Below are 17,454 nucleotides of genomic sequence, written 5' to 3' on the forward strand. Positions count from 1 at the left end.
CAACCTAGGAGTGTCCTGAAGAAAGTCGCTGTCGGCAGCATTTCTCTCAGCCTCTTTACAGCGAATTATGTAGCTGCTCCACTGGGAATTATTTGGATTGTCGCATATTTTTCCGACCCGATTATAGCGCTGATCGCAATCGTTGCGATTTGGATGGTTCCCACGTTTACTGCTGCGTTCGTGGTTGCTGGTATTACACCACTACACGCCAAGGAGGAGAATGCAAATCATATCTGGCTACTTGGGACCTTCATTGGTGTAGCAATATTGACGGCAGTGTGGTTCCTACCTGCCTGGGAGACTAATTGGCCTACCCTCGCAAGCCTCCTTGCACCGCTTCGAATATCTGCCATGTTTGAAAGCTCTTGGTACATGGGAGCCAGTTGGCTTGCGTGTGTTCCACTGATGCTGGCAATGAGCATTGGGGTTGTGACAGACGAGCTTGAAGAGAAAAACTCGACGGGAGAAGAGGGGCAAACAGACGCAGTGGACGCGAGTGCCCAGAGAGAGAAGGCTCAGACCAAGACGTCCCACTCCAGCGATGGAGCGGCTCAAGAGCAACCCATGCCCTCCCAACTCCAATACGGCTGGCAGTCTGCGCCCGACACAAGATTTGCAGACGTTGGTGGGATGGAGCCACTCAAAACAGAGGTCGAGCGCTCGGTAATCCGACCACTGACTCGACTCGATGACGCCTACGAACGCTTCAACATCTCCCCACCGAACGGCATCCTCTTCTACGGCCCACCCGGGACGGGCAAGACGCTGTTCGCTCGAGCCATTGCTGGCGAACTCGGCCACCCGTATCTCGAGCTCTCGGCGGGCGATATCAAATCGCGCTGGATCAATGAATCCACTGCGCAGGTCAACCGACTGTTCGCGGAGGCCGAACAGTTCGGTCGGTGTGTGATCTTCATCGACGAGATCGATGCGCTGCTCGCCTCCCGTGAAAGCGACGTCAATCGCGAGCACACCCAGGTCGTCAACGAGTTCCTCGCTCATCTGGACGCTGACGATCCGAATTACCTCGTCCTCGCAGCTACAAACCGCGCTGAACTCCTTGATGAGGCGGCCACTCGTCGGGGTCGCTTTGACCAGCAGTACGAACTCGGGCTTCCAGATCGCGACGCTCGAGAGGCCATTTTCCGCGTCCGGCTCGACGAGCTGCCGACGGACCTTGACAACAACGCATACAGGAAGATGGCCGAGCAGACAGAGGGACTCAGTAGCGCAGATATCGTCGGAATTGTCGACGACGCCGCAATGCGTGCCGCCGAACGCGACGCTGAGGAACTGACGCTCGAGGATCTCCGCATGTCGATCCCAGAGCAACCAGACCAACCAGACCAACAGTCTTGAGACTGTGCCCCCAGCAAGAGGTAGAGACGAAGAGGATCTGGGGGTAGTCGTCGCTTCGGGGAGAATCTCAATTTAGGGGAACTTTTAACTAGGTTTACCTAAGAAGCGCAGATTGTATATGGAAACATTCCCAATCGCAGGGCGTATTGTCAACACAAAGTTGGTTTTCGGGTTGACCGCCCGAGAAGCTGGCGAGGTTCTCGTGGTTCCGTTCCTGGCCATGGGTATTGCCCAAAGCCTCGGCTTCACCGGGACACTGTTCCTGGGTGCCGGTGGGATCGGACTCGCCATCGGTATCCTCATCCTGCTGGTTTCTCCCGCCGGCCAACGACCGATCAGCTACGCCCGTGCCGCCGCCGAGTACCATCTCGGCTCGAACGAGTACCACAACCGGAGAACGCGACCTGAACCAGAGACGCCCGTCGTCCAGGACGTCGTTTCCGTTCGGCAAGATGGTCTCGACATCGAAACGGTCGAAGCCGAACTGGAAGCGGACGCCGACGGACGGTGATCGACGATGGGAACTGTACCTACCGACGAGACAGCTACTGAAACGGAGTCGGACGAACACGAAGAGGTTGACGAGTCAGCCGCCGAAACAACCCCAGAATCAAACCAAGAAAACGAGGGGCCTGTTGTCCAGCCGACTGCCACCAGTGATCACATGCCGCCCACACCCGAGTCCGATCTCGAGGTCCTGCGAGCACTCGACAAATTCCTTGACGATATCGACACGGATCTCCCAACCGCTCGAGAGCGCTCCCGAGCGCGCGATCACTTCGACCTCAAGGATCGTCTTGGTGGATCGACAACGACCCAGGAGACACTCAGCTTCGACTACGTCCGGGAGGATGGCATCGCCGTTGACGGCGACAGCTATATCGGCCTCTTGAAAGTCCATCCGCAGAACTGGCTCTCGCTCAGTGAACAGGCCAGACACGACACGATGAGCGCATACATGTCCTTCCTGATGTCGCTCGAGTTCAGCGTGGCCGTCCCCTGCTACCCGAAAACGTTCGACCTTACGGGGCACCTCGAGCGCTTCTACACAGCATCGTCGAGTACGACTGCTCGAGAAGAGACGCCGATCCTCCAGTACGGACGGAAGTTCTACATCCAGTGGGCGAGCGACCAGATCAGAGACGCCGACCTCAAACAACGCGATTTCTACATCGTCACCCGTGTCGACGCCGACCAAGTCCACAAGAATCTCGACACGGGAAGCGTTCTAAGCCAGCTTGGTGATCTCCCGCTCATCGGCGCTGCCTGCTCGCGAGTGCTCGCTCACACGCCGTTCGGCGGTTCGCACGAGGACGCACGAACTGAGCTCTGCATTCGGGAAGTGAGACAGCGACAGCGCCGGATTACAAACAAGCTCGGCCGGACGGAGGTCTCGATCGACCAGATAACCGACCGTCAAGAAACCATGGAGATCCTGTACCACTACTACAACCATGTCGACCCGCAGTTCGAGAAGTTCAATCAAGCGACCAAAACGGAGGGTGAGTACTGATGGGGCTCCTCTCAGGGCTTCGTTCTCGTCTCACGGGTAGTAAGCACACGCTCAAGGAGATCGATGACGAGACGTTCGACCGGGCAGCAGCGATCGTCGAGGCTAACGGCGACGACCTTACCAAAGAAAACATCCGCGAGCAAGCCGAGCATCTCCTCGAACTCGAGGAAGTCGACGAAGGTGAGTTCCGACTGGGGGTCGTCCAGGACAACACCGAACAGTCGCTTGCCGACCGGGATATTATCGCCCCACGAAAGCTGAAAGAGGTCTCCAACTTCTTCGAATCGGGGTACATGATTCGCAACGACAAGTTCGTCCGTACGCTGACGATTCACGGCTACCCCGAACGCGTTCCCTTGGGCTGGCTCGATGAACTGTATACGACGAACGATCACGTTCGGGTCACGCAACACATCCAGCCACGTGATACCGGCTCCGTCCTCCGCAAGTTGCAGAAACGCCTCACCCAGCTCCGGGCTCGCCTCCACAAGAAACACGAGAAGAGCCAGACCGACACCCATGAGGAGGAGGCCGACCGCGACATGGTCCAGGATCTTATCTGGGATATCATCCTCGGGGAGACGAAGCTGTTCGACTTTGCGATCTACATCGAAGTGGTCGCCGACACCGAACAGGAGCTCAACGAAGCAACCGAGCGCGTCGTCGATTCGCTCAGTACCGCGAACGCGGAAGCAGTCCCCCTCGAGAAGCGCCAGGTCGAATCACAGGACGCACTCGGCCCGCTCGGTGACGATTCGATCAAGTCGACTCAGTTGATGCAGGAGACCGCCATCGGCACGATGTTTCCGTTTATCGAGCCGGTGATTACCGACCCCGAGGGGATATTCTATGGGTTTGATACGACGGACACACCCGTAATCCTCGACAGATACGAGCTCTCCTCGTACTCGAAAGCAATCGCCGGTACAATGGGCTCCGGAAAGACATTCGCCGAGAAACACGAGATGTACCATCGGCTGATGATGGATCCCGAAATCGAGATGCTGATTCTCGATCCGCTTGCAGACTTCGTCGACTTCGCGAACGACCTTGGTGGGCAAGTGATCCGCTTCGGCGGCGATAACACAGTCAATCCGCTTGAGATCCAGCGGGGTATCGACGACGCTGTGGACGATCCGTTTAAGAAGAAATTGCGCTCGGTGATGGAGCTGTTTCGCATTCATTTCTCGGCGGTCGCCGAGCAGTCGTTAAGCAAGGAACAGGAGGGAATCCTGCGGCGAGCGGTCCGACTTGCTTACCTCCAGTACGGCATCACGGAAGAGACGACGACTCACGAGAACACGAGCCCAACGATCAAGGACCTCCTTGATATCCTCGCGGAAATCGCCGACGGTGGTCTGCCATCGGACTTCCTAGAACTGCACGAGGATGCGAACAACGAGCGGGTGTGGCCCGAGATTGACCAGCTCGAGACACGGTTTCGGGATGGCGACGAGCAGTACGCCTACCAATTGCTGCTGGGTCTCGAGGCGTTCCAGAAAGGCGGCGAGAACGACAATCTGACCGGCCGAACGAACGTCGAACTCGACAATCGCTTAGTCGTCATCGACATGTCGATGTTTGCCGACACAGGGCAGGCACCACTATTCATGCACGTGATGTTCGACTGGATCTACCAGCGAGCGGCCAGCGATCACGACCGCCGGACGCAGGTGACGATCGACGAGGCGCACTACCTGTTGCGGCGGGAGGCGACGACAGACATGATCGACCTATTCATCCGGCACAGTCGACACTTCAACACGGCAATCACACTCATCTCCCAAACTGTCGATGAGTTCGTCGCCCAATCGGACGACCAATCCAAGGAGGCCGCCGAGAAAGCGCGCAACGTCTACAACCTCTGTGATATCAAGCAAATCTTCCACCACGAGTCGGTCAGCAACGAGATGATCGACTTCCACGACCTCACCCCCTCCGAGCAAACGTTCCTGACGACGGCCCAGACTGGCGAAGACGGGGGCTACTCGGAGTTTCTGCTCGAAGTCAATGAGTGGTCGAAACCACTCGCACTCCACGTGAACGACTACGAAGTCAGCGTCCTCGACGATGATCTCGATCCGTGGGAGTATCTCGCCGAGAACCGGTATATCGACGCCGACGACGCCGGGTTCCTTGCCGCAGAGGACCGACTCGATGACTATGAGATTCCGGAGTCGGTGCTCGAGGAGGTGGATCTGGATGAGATCGACAAGGAGCCCGAGACCGATGAGGCGGTCGTCGAGCACGCCGATCGGGAACGAGCCGATGTGAAGACCGAATATCACGAGATGGATGCTGGTGAGGGTTCTGACGCCAGCATTGGTGATACTGGTAATTGTGAGCGAACCGACGTGGAGGCCGAATACCACGAAAGAGACGCCAGTGAGACTGCTGAGGCCAGTCAAGGAGTGACAGCAGTTGCAGATGAGGAAGTGGAGGAACCGCATGAAGAAGCGCCAGAGGATCAAGAAGACGATCTCACCACGATCACTGGAATCGGCGAGACGTACGCAAGATATCTCGCCGAAGCGGGTATCGAGACGGTTGGCGAGCTTGCTGTGGCAGAAACCGAGTCACTGTCGGAAGAGACGCAGATCCCGCTCACGCTGCTTGACGATTGGGCTGATGCTGCCAGTACAATGTGTGAACCAGCGATAGCGAGTGGTGATGCTTCTTCGACCACGGAGGTGACAACCGATGCAGACGACTGAGAAAACCGAGAGTACCCCCAACAGCGACGCTGAGTCGCTCGAGTGGATCGTTGCAGAGGACGAGCAAGTGAAGCAGGTCTCCGACCTGAATGTACAGTGGACCGGCACACCACTGTTCCGAGGCGGATTTCGGACGTTTTTGGTTGCACTCGGCTTCGTGGCGCTCGCGCTCGCTCTTGCGACCGAGAGCATCGCCGGGGTCACAACAGGACCGTCGCTCGTCGGACTCGAGCCCTACACGCTCGAGACAGCGCTCATCACTGCCGAGATTCCACTCTGGTGGCTGAGTGCTGCCCCCATTCTGGTTGGCCTGGTAGGCGTCGCGATCGGTGTGCGTCCGATTGTTCGGGCGCTTCGCACGACGTATGTCCTCACGTCGGAGAAACTCTACGTCAGCACGCGGGGAATTCGTGGCGATGGATTCACGAAACTCCCGCTCGACCGTGTCGTCGACACCACTTTTCAGCAGTCCCCCATCGGCCAGCTGCTGTCGTATGGCACTGTCACGTTCAGTACGTTCGACCACACGTCGCCCGAAATTCAGTGCTGGGCGATCGAGGATCCAATAGAGCTTCACGAACGAGTGCTCGAGCTTGAGGCGTCCGCTAGCTCGCCGCTCGAGCGCACCCAAGAGTACATCCGAGTTGTGCCGTCGACGGGCGAACGAGCGCCACCGGAAGTCATCAACCAGGTCCGTCCCTTGCACGACGTCCGACGGGGTGGGCTGTCGTGGTGGCAACAACTCAACCCGCTTTCGGATCCCGACCCGTTCACGTTCGAGTTTGTGATCTACAGCGACGGGACGGACTCTCCGATCGAATTCTACTACACTTGCGAGCAACACCTGTCCACGCTCTACGATCGGCTCAACTCGGCCTACCCCGACTCCGTGGAAATCGAGCGTGTGACTGTTGACTTTGCGGAGAAGCTCATCACTCCACAGCAGTACTCGTACGACGAGTTTGAAACCGCTCTCGAGAACGGGACACTCCAGTGTACGCCCGCGGAAGTCGAGGCGCTCGTTCGTGTCCAGGGTTCCAACCCGACCATTGCTGACGGAGGAGCAACGGCCATGGGTGAGCGGATCACTACAGAGGACACTGCCGACGAGAGCATCAGTACGGAGGAGTCCGATTCCAATCTCCCACTCGGTACGCAACTCCCGAGTGTTGACCTCGATGCACTCCGTGCGAAAGAGAACGCTGAAAACCGCGATCCAGGGTCGCTCACGTTCTCCCTCGAGACGCCAGTCGATACTGGTGAGGGTGTGCTTGCGCGCCCCCATCCGGATGAGGTTGAACCGTATGGGTTGCGGTGGACCGGCAGTGGAGATCCGATGGCGGCGATCAAAAAGTTCGATGGGCAGATGGGTGAGGACGATCGGTCAAAGGCGACCTCACACGCGCCGCTGACCGTGCTGATCGATCATTTTGCAAGCACGGATCACCCGATCGTCTTCCAGGCCGCGTTCGAAGGCGAGCCCGATCTGACGAAAGAGGGTGAATACCACATCAACGAAATCGAACAAGGACGCGATACGTTGGCTGGTGAAATCGCCGTGGCCTTTCAAGAGTTTGTACGCGGTCCAAAGAACACCGAGTCGTCCTCATCGCGGTCAGAGTCACTCAGTGAATCTCGATCTAAGCGCATCGACGAGATCAAAAACGAAGACTGGGGACATACGTTCACGACCAACCTGCGGGCGGTGACTGTCCCTACGAACTCGTCTCTAAGCGATACATCCGAAATCGAACACGACCTGAGAAATCTGAGTACCGTGTTCGATCCGCTTGCCGGTGACTACTACAAACTCGAAGGTGAGGAACTCCACGAGAAAGGAGTTCTCGAGCGCAGTCAGCGCAAGCGCTCGCGACGCTGTTTCAATCGGTTTCTCGAGGGTGAGGTCGTCGCTGGTGGGCGGGTGAGCCGCTCCGAACCCGACCTCCATCTGGATCCCGGCGAGCTCTGCAACATGGTCATTGTCCCCAGTACCGAGCATCTCACCGACGAGGCGGTCAAAGAGACGCACGCGAATCCCGAAAGTCGCACGGCCCTCCCCGGGTTGGACACCGCCCAACGCCGTCAGTATACCACGGGGATGGTCCTTGGTCAGGACGCCAACAGTGCTGTCGAGGGCCCACTTCGGTTACCACCAAACCGTCAGTCGCGCCACTGGTTGCTCTGTGGCGCGACTGGGAGCGGGAAAAGCCAAGTCACGTATCACATGTTACGCTCGCTCGCCGAGACGACACCCGGCCCGAACGTCCTCTTCGACCCGAAAGGCGACAACATGTGTAAGAACTATCTGATGGCTCACTACAAGAGATTCGGGAATCTCGACGACGTGTACTACTTCCGGGAGCCAGGAACACTCCCAGCCATCTCGTTTTTCGATATTCGATCAGCGCTCGAGGGGAACGATCGCGAGACGGCAGTCAAGGAGAAAGTCGACCACTTCCACGAGCTGATGCGGATGATCATGGGAGCGGAGAAGTACGAACGGGCGTTCGTGGCGAACGAAATTCTGACGTTCCTGATCCAAGCGTTGTTCGATCCGAAACACGGTGACGACGTCTTCGGGTTGGATGATCTCGTCGAGGCCGCGACGCGAATGCACCATCATCAGGAGCTGCCGGAGGTTTCGGAGATCAATGCCGACATCCACGATTCACTCGCCGCACAGTTTGCCAAGGACGAAAACCAGTTCGACACGACGATGGGGGCGGTGATGAACCGGCTGAACAAACTAAAAGAGGATCGCCACCTTCACTGGATGCTTCGACACAAACCCGGTCGCGAAGCCGAATCCACCGGAGACGATCTCTACGGCTTCCACCAGCAGGAGACCCACTTCGACTTCAGTGAGTTCCTCGATGAAGATGTCACGATTCTGTTCGACCTGGGCGATCTCACGCTCGACGCCCAGCGTGGGTTCACCACAGTCATGCTGAGTGATTTGTGGCATTCGATCCAACGACGGCGGCGGACGAACCCTGAGAACGTGGTCAACGTCATCATGGAAGAGGCTGCACCGTTCGTCGCGACTGAACTGGTCGCCGATCAACTGCTCCCTCAGGGTCGATCGTCGGGACTGAGCCTGGGGTTCATCATGCAGTATCCCGAGCAGGTCAAGAAGTACCACAATGGGACCGGTGCATACGAGGAACTGCTGACGGAGGTGCATACGAAACTGATTGGTGATATCTCGATGAAAGATCGGTTCGCCAAGACGTTCACGCACGACGAGTTGTCTGTGGAGGATGTCCGGAACCGGAACAACCGGATGGCAGCGGGCGAGTGGTTCACGAAACTCGTCTCCCCTGGATTCGGTGAGGATCGGCCAGCGCCGTTGACCTTGCACTCGCCCCCGATCATAACCGGGCACCCAGAAAGCGAGGAGCCGTTGACGGCGGCCGAACAACAACAGTTCGACGAAGAGCTTCTGCCGGAAGTACTTGAGCGGACAGAGGACGAGTACGGGCTGTATGTCCCAACCCACGAGGACGCGATGGAGTGGTCGAATTGGAGCGACACAGATCGGCGCGCTGGCGCGCCGCCGGCGCTGGACGAAGATGAGAGTGAGGTGACAGTGGCGTTCGACGAAGAGAGTGAGGGCGTAGAAGCCCAACAGCCGCTCGAGAAGACCAACCTTGACAATGGGGCCAACGATCAGGATCAGCACGATGATCGAGACGATAGCAGTAAAGCTGAGACAGACGTCAACGAGATCGATCACGACAGCAGTGACGCGGAGACGCCCGACGACGATCCAGCTGGCGTTGCAAATGGAGCCGCCTTCTTCGATCCGTCCACGGACGAAGAGGAGTGCCCAGTCTCGGACCGTGAACTCCGACAGCGTGGGCTCTCGCGAGACGATGCGATCTTCCTCAAACGCGTCCTCGACGCGATGAATCGTGACCTCCCGGATTACACGCTCTTGGAGGGGATGAGTGAGTTCCAAGAGGACCTTGACGGACTCGATACGCAGGTTCTCCTTGAACAGGGGCTCCTCGAGAAGGAGACGGTGAACCGACACACATACTATACGGTTCTTCCAGCTGGACGAGAGCTCTTAGACGAGACACTGACTGCTGAGGAAGGCGTCGGTGATCTCGGTGAAAAGACACCGCACAAAGTCGGGGTAGAACTCCTCTGGAACTGGCTCACCGAGTTCGAGGTAGTTGAACAGGTCTACCGATATTATCAGCACACTCCTGAAACGATCTTCGATGTCGCGGCAGTCGATGCTGATGACGAACTCGTATGGGTTGGAGAGGTTGAGATGGCCTCAAACAACGCAGAGGCAGTGGTGAGTGATTATGACAAGATGGCTGCTGTCGACGCGGATGCAGTGTGGGTGTTTCCGTCCCGTGATGATGGTCGAGGAACTGTGAAGATGCTTGCCGATGCAGGACGGCTTCCCGGCACCGTGAGTGGGCGGGATGGGCGCTCACTTGCACAGATCCAGGAGCGAGTCGAGTCGTTTGAATCTGATGGGATGACAACGGTTCAAACTCTCCGAAAACTGGACGAAAAGGTGACTGGAGACTCCTCATGAGTTGGCGACAGGCAACCCGTGGCGAGGTCTATGCGTACTATACCGAGGAGTTCCCCGTGTATGTAGACCAGTTGCCTCCGTTCATCACTCCAACGGCACCGAAAGAGTTCGGAATCAGCTTCCGCGAACGCCATCCCATCCGCAAAGCGGAGCGCCCCGATCGCGACTTCATTCGACGGCCGACGTGGCGTACCACCTCAGATGGAGAGCCGATTGCACAGAACTTCAGCAACTTCGAAGAACTCGTCTCGTTCATCCAATCTCCCGCACGGTACGACCCGTTCCAGGGAAGTGAGTACGCCTTGGCTGATCCCGATTTGCTCGAGAAGAGTGATCCGATTTCGGATGGCGTCTACTACGGGTTAGACAACTGGGACCGACCGTGGGTCCTCGCAGTCGATATCGATGCGAAAGACATCGCCACAGCACGCGCTGAACACGAGCTTGATAAGACCAACCTCGGGATCCAATCAACAGATACGAGTCGTGACGACGCGTTGCTCGCCGAGACTGAGATTCGTGACGCCGACCCGACGGGGTATCCTTACTCGTTCGAGGACATCGACCGTGCGATCGAGTACGGCTTCGAAACACGAGACCTCTTCACGGATGTGTTTGCTGCCGAGGAGACGATGGTCGTCTATTCCGGTCAAGGCGTTCACGTCTACCTGCTCGACGACGATCTTGAATACGGGTACGACGAGAAAAGCCGAGAAGTGCTCAACGACCTCTTGCTCGAGCGTTATGAGATTCCGATTGATCCAGTTGTGACTGCCGACCGAAGTCGCCTGCTTCGCGTGCCCTACTCGTTGCACGCAGAGGTCTGCCGTGTTGTCCAGCCGATCGAGAGCCCAGCATTCGATCCGCGAACGGAAGCTCGCCCACAGTTCCTTGAAACCGAGTGTGAACTCACCCATGATTGACCCACGAGAGACTGACCGAGACGCCTACCTCGCTGCAGCGATCCCAACCAACTACACCGATAACGAGATCATCCAGCTATTCGCCCGCGGGTACGACCGCTACGTCGTCGATAATACACCAGACCGAGAGACGCTGCTTTCGGATATCGAACGGTTCGGGACTGCTGCGTTCAAGAGTTCCCAGCGCAACCGCCCGCTCGAGTACCCATTCGTCGACGAGCCCGCCACACTCGTTTTGCTGGCTACTCTCAGTACAATCTGCGTGAGCGAACAACCTCGCTTTGAGGACACGCCGCCTCGGCAGAATCAAGTCCTCCACAACATCCGCGAGCTGTTCGCGACCAATCTCCTCGCACTTGTCCATGAGTACGATGATCCGACGCTCTACCAAGAGATGGCTGAGGTCCTCTACGCGAAAGGCCCCAGTCAGGACGGTCCCCATCCGGGTCGCGTTTGTACGGACGTCAAACCGATGCCCGAATTCGACGAGGAGGAGACTGCCGATACCGAGTACGATCTCTACGTCGAGATCCCAATGGCGGCTGCTTCTCGAAAGTGTCTCGCACGAGCATCCACCGAAGCGACGAGTGTCGACGAAACGGGCGAGATTCGAACGCAGGTCAAGAACAACCATCTCTACGTCCCGCTCGACCACCTCCATGACACCTATCGATCGTACGCCAAGCGGTGTTTTGGTCGGCTACAGGCAGTCCAAGAGGATGAACTCGGTGAGCCACAACGCAAGTGGCTCCGAGAGCACGAGACGGCGATCACCGAGCGGACTGACTACGCCCTCGAGATCGGCCAGTACGAGAAGGTGTGGAAAAACTGGGATCAAGGCGAGCAGATCGTCCGACTGCTCCAAAATGCGGTGCGAGCGTCACCCCAGACTCAGATCGACGAGTTTCATACTGCTCAGGAGTTGTCCGACGCGCTCGAGGGATACGAACCAGAAAACGAGAGTGAACGAACCCAGCTCACACAGCTGTCGACCCCTCGAAGTGTAGGGAACTCGCTTGCTGATCACTCATCACATCGGTCGGTGACAGTCGATCGGGGTGACCGCGTCAATACGTATCGGATCGGCCACTCGGGCGGTGGATCGCGGCCACTTGAAATCACGGAGCTCGAAGATCTGTTTGAACTGCCTTGTCTGGCAGCACTCGACGAGCGGCTCCAAGAGGAAAAGCCGGTTCGGAAAGACCTCTTCAACCTCGTTCGGATGGTAATGTGGCTTCCGCAGTACCGCGAGAAGCCCGTCGACACGATCACCGATGAACTCAAAGACCTGTTCAGTCGGTGGCCATGGTTCGATCCAGAGATCTCTGCCTACCAGATCAAGTACGAAGCCCGACGGGGCGATCGTGGCATCGGTTCCGAAGGGAACACACCCCTGCCAATGAATTGTAATAATGACGATATGCAACGGTACTGTATCGGCAAAGAGCAGTGCCCCTACTCAATCTATGGCAGCCTTCCATTCCCCGACGACATGTACGACCAACTCGAGCAGACTGACGACTTTTTCTCACACTCTTAGAACAAACATTTTTGAAGAAAAACTCCATCTACATAGCCATTATTCCACCATCCTATGACAGATTTAAAATCAGGCTTCTGTGCCATCTCCTCGATATCTGTGCGTAATACGATATATATTGATTCTAACTACATGTAGAGTAGTCATATCCCGTCGCGCACGATTTGAGGGCTGAAACTGCTGAAAACCCTAATTGACGGGTTTTACGTACGGAACTCCTCTCCAAAATTGACTATCTAGTTATTGCTTTTATTCAACATAACGCACCGATCATCCCAATATCGGCGGTTTCACCCTCCCGTCGCGCACGTTCTTGATTTAAGCTCCGAAATTCGAACTCGTCGCGCACACAATAACGGTCTTAGATATGCGCGACGGGGTTTTAAAGAGATATAAAGCCGTAAAATCGGTCGTGAATGACGATTTTTCGTCCAAAGGAATGGGGAGGTATGCAGAAGTAGAGGTGTGCGCGACGGGATTGAGACGTGGGGAGTTCAGAGGGCAGGGGAATGTGGATGTATCAGAAACTGGAGGTTCGGTCTGGAGGAGTGTGTGGACTCGAGAATGGAGGGATTGGATTGGGTGTAGAACGGGTGGAAGGTAGGGTTAGTAACAAGGGGTGGTCGGAAGGGGAATGAGAGAGGAGTAAGAAAGCATTTTCAGAACACGATCAGTGGGGGACTAGAGAGCGGCAGAGAGGGGGAGAGGAAGGGGTGTGAGACAAGGTAATAGATGTGAGAGAAAGTTGAGAAGAGAACAGAATGTGAGGGGCCAATAGAGAAAGAAGAGGGGTGGGAGAAGTAGAGAGAGGATGGTGCTCGAGGCGAGAGGGAGAACAGAGAGGGAGGTCTGGAGAACGAGTGAAGGACGGAGAACAGGGTGGTGTGTGGTGATCGGAGTAGAGGGGCAGAGGACTGGAGCAGGGGACTGGAGATGAAGCTGAGGAGAGGTGAGAGCTGAAGGAACGTACAAGCTAGGAGTCAGGCCGTGACGGGGAATTTGGGAGAGAGCTCGAGGATAGGGATAGAGTGGACCTGGAGGGGAGGTGGTACAGTGTGGGTTGCTCTCCTCGAGGGGAGGGATGTGGCCGTGGGCGAGGACGTCGACGGTGAGGTGGGACTCGAGGGCGGTGGTGAGTGAAGAGCAGCTATAGGGATCAGGAGTCTAATTCATAGTCTCAGGGCGCGTATAGACTGATATGACGAAGTACGGCAAAAAGTTGATCGGTGTCGATGAGGAGCAGTTGCGCGAGCAACTGCGCACGGAGCGTGATCCGAAAGCGATCAAGCGCCTCATTGTGGCGATCGAATACAAATCGGGCCTTTCACCCGCTAAGATCCAACAGAAATACGGCTGGCACGAGCAGACTGTCTACGATTGGCTCGACATCGTCGCCGAGCGCGACGCCTTCGCGCTCGGCGACCTCCCCCGTGGCGGAAGTCCTTCTCGCCTCACCGACGACCAGTGGGATGAACTGACGGCGACGCTCGCGGCGTCGCCGTCGGAAGCGGGAGTCGACGCACCAGCCTGGAGACCGCCACTCGTCCGTGAATATATCGCTGAGCACTTCGACGTTGAGTACTCCCTCGCGCACATGTATCGCGTGATGAAGAAGGCCGGGCTGTCGGTCCAGACAGCCCGGCCGATCCACTACAAGGCCGACCCAAAAGAACAGCAACGCTGGCGTGCGGAGTTCAAAAAAAATGGCCGGCGCTGAAGGCTGAAGACTACCGGATCGTCGCGATCGATCAACACACGCAGAAAGTCGCGACCGAGCAAAAGCCCGACTGGTTCCCGGTGAACTCACGCCCGAGACTGCCGGTCTCGGGCGTTCGTGAGAAGATGAACATGCTGGGTGCAGTCACCGACGATGGCGAGCGGTTCGTCGCTCTCACGCCTGACCGATTCAATGCAAAGGTAGCGAAGTACTTCCTTCGAGCGGTTCAGCACGAGTTCGGGGAGAAGCTTGCAATTGTGCTGGATAACGCGAGCTACTTCATCGCAAAGACACTGAAGAAGCAGGCCGCCGCCGACGGCCTGCTTCTGGAGTACCTGCCGTCGCATTCGCCGGAAATGAATCCGCTCGAAAACTGCTGGCGGCAACTCAGAGACGGTCGAGCTAACCGGCTGTTTCGAACGCTCGACGAGGTCAACGAGTACCTCTCGACAGCTCTGCCAACGCTCAACTCACCACGAATCTATGAGTATCTCTGCTAATCCCTATAGGAGGACATCAGGGTAGATGATTGTGATGGTGGTGTACGTAGAGTGGCAGGGAAGACGTCAGGCTAGGTGATCGCGACGGCAGTGTTGTTCACCCACCTGAGAGGGGTGAGTCGGGATATGAGCTGGACTGACCAACACCAGACGGAAGAGGCAGAGGACGACGACCAGATCCTGAGCGAGGAATTCGACGACTGGGTTCGAGAAGGAGCAGCGCCAGGCGAGGAAGACGAATCGGAGGCAGACCAAGCTGATACCACAGTGGACGAAGCCGAGAGTTCAGCCGAGGATAGTGAGGGTGAACCGGCCAGGGCAGCATCGATGAGATCGGGTACTGTCTCGAGGCAGGGATCGGACGAGCCGCTGATGATGAACCAGTGCCCGCGGTGTGACAGTCGCGAGTTCGTTTCGAAGAAGCTCGTGTATGAGGAGTTCCACTACAGTGAGGAGGGCACGCTCGAGGGGCACCAGAACAACGTCCGGGCAGAGTTTGAGTACACGTGTCTGGAGTGTCAGGAACGGTTCCACGAATTACCGAGGAGTGCGCGATCGTACTATACGGAAGTGGCGGTGCTACGGCAGGATCTGCGGCGAGCGATCCGAGTACAGCTGCGAGCATGGGGGAGTTCGATGAAGTCGTGGATGCGGAAGCCGTACAGAAGGTAGGGAATCGGTGCGGTTTGAGTGGGAGGACGAAAGTGGTGAGATGAGTATGGAGGGAGGGACGACGGGTGGACCACACAGCACCGCCCTCCCACGATCACCCGCCCACCTCCAGGTTCCGGGCTGCTCGCTCGCTCTCTTCGAGCTCGCTGTGCTGCCGGGCTTTCCCCAGTCAGGGTGTCATAGGTTCTTCTCAAAGATTGATTTCATACCATACCCCAGTGAATCAACTGGTATGTAGGTGGGCATATGTACCGCATCTTGGTTGTCGAACTCAACCTATTTCGTTAATCGTCAAATCCAACACCTTTAGGCGATACTCCAGTAACAGCACCTATGGAAACGCTCGAAGCCCTGTTTGACAAAGACCGTGCACTCGTCTTTGGCGTCGGTGGCTGTGGCGATATTGTCAGCACCATTCCGACCGCCCGCCTGCTCGAATCACATGGCGTCGAGGTCATCCTTGGTGGTGTCGCATGGGAGCGTATTGTCGTTGACCCCCAACCCGGCCCCCGGCACTTTGACGATATCACTGGTATCGAGCAACTGAACGATGCAGTTGCGCTTGCAACGGGCGACACACAGACGCACGACGGAATCGAGTTTGCCGAGACACAGGTGGCCCGTCACTACACCGACGATGTGGTACTTATCAACATTGGCGGTGGAGCACAAGGGGTCACAACGGGGATTGATGATGCATGTGACCAACTCGATATCGACCTCGTTGTTGGGACGGACGCGGGCGGTGACGTGCTTGCTGCAGGTGACGAACCCGGTATCAAAAGTCCACTAACTGACGCAGTGATGCTTGCGGCGCTGTCCTCGTTGGAGACAGATGCGTGTCTCGGAATGTACGGTTACGGGAGCGATGGGGAACTTACGCTCGATGAAATCACCGACGGGATTGCTCGGGCGGCACAGCAGGATGGCCTTCTCGGGGCGTGGGGCCTGACCCCTCGAATCGTTGATGAACTCGAAACCCTTGTAGAAGTCGTCACGACCGAAGCAAGTCGGCTCCCCCTTGAGGTGGCTCGCGGGAGGCTTGGAGAGGCGGTCATCCGTGATGGGGAACGGTCAGTTGAACTCACCCCGGCCAGCACCGTGACCTTCTATCTCGACCCGGAAGCAGTCGCCGCAACATCAGACCTTGACGACTGTGTTCGGAAGACGACAAGTTTCGATGCGGCACAACAAGCACTGACCGACGCTGGATATGACACTGAACTTGATTTGGAACGCAAACTGGCCAGTGATATGTGAATGCTTTGTATGTAACACTCGTCGGGGTCAACGCAACTGGTACGCGAACCGTCCTATAAACCCTTCTAGTGTGTCAGGTTAGCTCCTCTCGGTCGGTGGTCCTGCTGCTCGAGATCGATCCGAGTGTTGGACAGTGGACGATTCTGATGAGGAGGCGACGTAGACGATCAACGGGTTCGATTTCGGTGGTGAACGGACAACTCGAGAAGACAAAACATGCGGGAAGGGAGAACACGCAGGAAGGTGTACGCTGGTACGTTGGGGGAGAGACGAAGACGATGTTGCGGGAGTGCGGATGGACGTGTGAATTGCTTGGATTACGTAGGGTAGAGTAGGGTTGGCGTGGAGGTGACGCTCGAGGAGAGGGGAATAGAGAGAGGGGTAGGGTGAGGGGAAGATCGTGACGGAGAGATGAAGGTAGAGGGGTGGTTGTGAGGGAGACGACGTCGTTGAGGAGATGACTCGAGAAGAGAGGGAGAGAGGAGTACACTCCCACCGAAAGCCCTCGGCCGCTCGGCATCCCGCGCCTCGCTGCGCGCCTCACTCCCTCGCTACGCTCGGTCGTTGCGGTGCTTGCGTCGGCGGGGGACGACCGAGTCGACCTCGCCCTTTCGAAGCCCACCAGGCTGAGCTGAAGGTGGGGATGCTGTAGCTATCCCTCGACTGGTGTGAACGAGACGGCACGCCCCGCTCGCCTT

11 protein-coding genes are annotated in these 17,454 nt (G+C 57.1%); all 11 read left to right on the top strand.

All coding sequences use genetic code 11. The features are described from left to right. Window positions 1-564: 564 nt before the first annotated feature. The 11 genes from PGX04_RS06075 (at window position 565) to PGX04_RS06125 (ending at window position 16,756) form a co-directional block, all read left to right on the top strand. On the top strand, window positions 565-1,359 hold the full coding sequence (locus PGX04_RS06075; protein ID WP_273737689.1) for an ATP-binding protein: 795 nt from the start codon (window positions 565-567) through the stop codon (window positions 1,357-1,359). A gap of 220 nt (window positions 1,360-1,579) precedes the next feature. Beyond that, window positions 1,580-1,870, top strand: a complete 291-nt coding sequence (locus PGX04_RS06080) for a hypothetical protein (protein WP_273737690.1) — start codon at window positions 1,580-1,582, stop codon at window positions 1,868-1,870. Window positions 1,871-1,876: 6 nt separating this feature from the next. After that, the gene (locus PGX04_RS06085; RefSeq protein WP_273737691.1) at window positions 1,877-2,872 is read left to right on the top strand and encodes a TraC-like domain-containing protein; all 996 of its coding nucleotides are present in this window, start codon (window positions 1,877-1,879) and stop codon (window positions 2,870-2,872) included. Then, window positions 2,872-5,586: a helix-hairpin-helix domain-containing protein gene (locus tag PGX04_RS06090; protein WP_273737692.1), complete on the top strand. Its 2,715-nt coding sequence runs from the start codon at window positions 2,872-2,874 to the stop codon at window positions 5,584-5,586. Before PGX04_RS06085 ends, PGX04_RS06090 begins: the two co-directional genes overlap by 1 nt. Beyond that, window positions 5,573-10,144, top strand: a complete 4,572-nt coding sequence (locus PGX04_RS06095; RefSeq protein WP_273737693.1) for a type IV secretion system DNA-binding domain-containing protein — start codon at window positions 5,573-5,575, stop codon at window positions 10,142-10,144. Before PGX04_RS06090 ends, PGX04_RS06095 begins: the two co-directional genes overlap by 14 nt. After that, a complete protein-coding gene (locus PGX04_RS06100; protein ID WP_273737694.1) occupies window positions 10,141-11,067 on the top strand; it encodes a bifunctional DNA primase/polymerase in 927 nt (308 codons plus the stop codon). Before PGX04_RS06095 ends, PGX04_RS06100 begins: the two co-directional genes overlap by 4 nt. After that, window positions 11,060-12,607, top strand: a complete 1,548-nt coding sequence (locus PGX04_RS06105) for a primase-associated protein (RefSeq protein ID WP_273737695.1) — start codon at window positions 11,060-11,062, stop codon at window positions 12,605-12,607. Before PGX04_RS06100 ends, PGX04_RS06105 begins: the two co-directional genes overlap by 8 nt. Before the next feature lie 1,198 nt (window positions 12,608-13,805). Next, a complete protein-coding gene (locus tag PGX04_RS06110; protein WP_273737696.1) occupies window positions 13,806-14,324 on the top strand; it encodes a helix-turn-helix domain-containing protein in 519 nt (172 codons plus the stop codon). A 26-nt stretch (window positions 14,325-14,350) separates the two neighbouring features. Then, window positions 14,351-14,824 carry an IS630 family transposase gene (locus PGX04_RS06115; RefSeq protein ID WP_273737699.1) on the top strand — a complete coding sequence of 158 codons (474 nt, stop codon included), beginning with the start codon at window positions 14,351-14,353 and terminating at the stop codon, window positions 14,822-14,824. A 126-nt stretch (window positions 14,825-14,950) separates the two neighbouring features. Then, on the top strand, window positions 14,951-15,496 hold the full coding sequence (locus PGX04_RS06120; RefSeq protein WP_273737697.1) for a hypothetical protein: 546 nt from the start codon (window positions 14,951-14,953) through the stop codon (window positions 15,494-15,496). 333 nt (window positions 15,497-15,829) lie between these two features. Beyond that, window positions 15,830-16,756 carry a DUF1152 domain-containing protein gene (locus PGX04_RS06125; protein ID WP_273737698.1) on the top strand — a complete coding sequence of 309 codons (927 nt, stop codon included), beginning with the start codon at window positions 15,830-15,832 and terminating at the stop codon, window positions 16,754-16,756. Window positions 16,757-17,454 lie beyond the last annotated feature (698 nt).

It is taken from the genome of Natrinema soli, from assembly GCF_028618695.1.

What these genes read in the sequence shown, in the direction of transcription:
- PGX04_RS06075 (WP_273737689.1), top strand. Translation starts at nt 565, where the DNA reads ATGCCCTCCCAACTCCAATACGGCTGGCAGTCTGCGCCCGACACAAGA.
- PGX04_RS06080 (WP_273737690.1), top strand. Translation starts at nt 1,580, where the DNA reads ATGGGTATTGCCCAAAGCCTCGGCTTCACCGGGACACTGTTCCTGGGT.
- PGX04_RS06085 (WP_273737691.1), top strand. Translation starts at nt 1,877, where the DNA reads ATGGGAACTGTACCTACCGACGAGACAGCTACTGAAACGGAGTCGGAC.
- PGX04_RS06090 (WP_273737692.1), top strand. Translation starts at nt 2,872, where the DNA reads ATGGGGCTCCTCTCAGGGCTTCGTTCTCGTCTCACGGGTAGTAAGCAC.
- PGX04_RS06095 (WP_273737693.1), top strand. Translation starts at nt 5,573, where the DNA reads ATGCAGACGACTGAGAAAACCGAGAGTACCCCCAACAGCGACGCTGAG.
- PGX04_RS06100 (WP_273737694.1), top strand. Translation starts at nt 10,141, where the DNA reads ATGAGTTGGCGACAGGCAACCCGTGGCGAGGTCTATGCGTACTATACC.
- PGX04_RS06105 (WP_273737695.1), top strand. Translation starts at nt 11,060, where the DNA reads ATGATTGACCCACGAGAGACTGACCGAGACGCCTACCTCGCTGCAGCG.
- PGX04_RS06110 (WP_273737696.1), top strand. Translation starts at nt 13,806, where the DNA reads ATGACGAAGTACGGCAAAAAGTTGATCGGTGTCGATGAGGAGCAGTTG.
- PGX04_RS06120 (WP_273737697.1), top strand. Translation starts at nt 14,951, where the DNA reads ATGAGCTGGACTGACCAACACCAGACGGAAGAGGCAGAGGACGACGAC.
- PGX04_RS06125 (WP_273737698.1), top strand. Translation starts at nt 15,830, where the DNA reads ATGGAAACGCTCGAAGCCCTGTTTGACAAAGACCGTGCACTCGTCTTT.